3 protein-coding genes are annotated in these 2356 nt (G+C 68.3%); all 3 read left to right on the forward strand.

What is annotated here, in order from left to right:
• Window positions 1-365: PhoH family protein (locus ACWDU1_RS31705; protein ID WP_450004102.1), on the forward strand; the 365-nt coding region annotated here is incomplete at its 5' end.
• A gap of 116 nt (window positions 366-481) precedes the next feature.
• Window positions 482-1051, forward strand: a complete 570-nt coding sequence (ybeY, locus tag ACWDU1_RS31710; protein WP_450004103.1) for an rRNA maturation RNase YbeY — start codon at window positions 482-484, stop codon at window positions 1049-1051.
• 5 nt (window positions 1052-1056) lie between these two features.
• A partial coding sequence (locus tag ACWDU1_RS31715; protein WP_450004104.1) for a hemolysin family protein occupies window positions 1057-2356 on the forward strand: 1300 nt, incomplete at its 3' end.

Here is a 2356-nt window from a genome sequence, read left to right on the forward strand (position 1 = left end):
GGTCGGGAAGAGCCGCGGATGGAATCGCCCGTACATCTTGCCCATCCACCGCCGAGCAGATGAAGATGTTCCTGACCCGGCTCGGGTTCGGGTCGAAGATCGTGGTCACCGGCGATGTCACCCAGGTGGACCTGCCGCACGGGTCGCGATCGGGGCTGCGGGCGGCCAGTGAGATTCTCACCGATATCGAGGATATCCATTTCGCCCAGCTCACCAGCAGCGATGTGGTGCGGCACCGGCTGGTGTCGGACATCGTGGACGCCTACGACAAGTTCGAATCGGAGACGCGTCCACCGGTCGGGCCGCCGCATATGTCCGGGAACCGGGCCCAGCGGCGGGCGGCGGGGCGGACGGCCCGCCGGTAACGGCCGGTGCCGGGCGACAGCTCGGGGGCCGGACGGCGGCCGTACCTCCGCGATCTTCGCGGCCGTGCCCGGACGTCGGCTGGGTTGCGTCCGGCCCCACCCTTTAGGCTGACCAGGTGAGTATCGAGATCGCCAACGAGTCGGGTATGGAAGTTCCCGAGGAAGACCTGGTGGGCGTCGCCCGGTTCGTGATCGGCCGGATGGATGTCCACCCGGCCGCCGAACTGTCCATGGTGCTGGTGGATCTCGACACCATGGCAGACCTGCATATGCGCTGGATGGACCTGCCCGGGCCGACCGACGTCATGTCGTTCCCCATGGACGAGCTCGAACCCGGCGGCCGCCCCGACAGTCCGGAGCCGGGGCCCTCCATGCTCGGCGATATCGTGCTCTGCCCCGAGTTCGCCCTGGACCAGGCCGCGAAGGCCGGGCATTCCCTCGACCACGAACTGGCGCTGCTGACCGTGCACGGTGTGCTGCACCTGCTCGGCTACGACCATGCCGAACCGGCCGAGGAGAAGGAGATGTTCGGCCTGCAGGCCCGGCTGCTCGAACAGTGGTACGAGGAACTGCGTGACGCGGCCCGGCGCGCCGAACTCGCCGCCCGTGATGCCCGCCTGCTGGGCAAGACGGGTTTCGCGGCGCCCGACGAGGGGCGTTCGTGGCCGGGTGACGCGCACGCGTGAACGAGATGACCCTGCTGCTGTTCGCCGCGTTGCTCGCTGCGGTCGGCGGAGTGTTCGCCGCGGTGGATTCGGCCCTGAACACCCTGTCACCGGCCCGGCTCGACGATATGGCTCGCAGCGAGCGGACCGGCGCGGCCCGGTTGAGCCGGATCGTCGACGACCGGCCCCGCTACGTGAACCTGATGGTGTTGCTGCGCATCCTGTGCGAGATCACCGCGACCGTCCTGCTGGCCGCCGCGCTGAGCAGTTTCCTCGACAGCGGCTGGGCGCTGCTGGTGACGGCGGTGGCGATGGTGCTGGTGTCGTATGTGGTGATCGGCGTCGGGCCTCGCACACTGGGCCGCCAGCACGCGTATTCGATCGCGCTGGCCGCGGGCCTGCCGTTGCAGTTCATCGGCGCGTTGCTCGGACCGGTGAGCCGGCTGCTGATCCTGCTCGGTAACGCGATCACTCCCGGTAAGGGCTTCCGTAACGGTCCGTTCGCCTCGGAGATCGAATTGCGCGAGGTGGTGGATATGGCTCGGGAACGCGGCGTGGTCGCCGACGACGAGCGCCGCATGATCCAGTCGGTATTCGAACTGGGTGACACCATCGCGCGCGCGGTGATGGTGCCGCGTACCGAGATGGTCTGGATCGAGGCCGATAAATCGGTGGCGCAGGCGATGTCGCTGGCGGTGCGCAGCGGGCACTCCCGGATTCCGGTGATCGGGGAGAACGTCGACGACATCCTGGGTGTGGTGTACCTGAAGGATCTGGTGCCCTACGCCGACCGTGGCCGCAGTGTCCGGGTGCGCGAGGTGATGCGCGACGCGGTGTTCATGCCCGATTCCAAACCACTCGACGATCTACTCGACGAAATGCAGCGCCGCCGCAACCATATGGCGCTGCTGGTGGACGAATACGGCGGTATCGCGGGACTGGTCACCATCGAGGATGTGCTCGAGGAGATCGTCGGAGAGATCGCCGACGAATACGATACCGACGAGACCCCGCCCATCGAGGAGATCGAACCGGGCCGGTACCGGGTCTCGGCGCGCCTGCCGATCGCCGACCTGGGCGAGCTGTACGGATTGCCGATCGATGAGGAGGAGGTCGACACCGTCGGCGGCCTGCTCGCGCACGAACTGGGCCGGGTTCCGCTACCGGGCGCCGAGGTCGTCGCGCACGGTCTGGAGCTACGCGGTGAGGGCGGCGCGGACGCCCGTGGCCGGGTCCGGGTGCACACCGTGGTGGTGGGCCGGGCACCGGAGCAGAATTCGGAAACCGATCCGGGATCGGAACGGGATCGCCCGTCCGCCCGGCACG

It is taken from the genome of Nocardia sp. NPDC003345, from assembly GCF_053589395.1.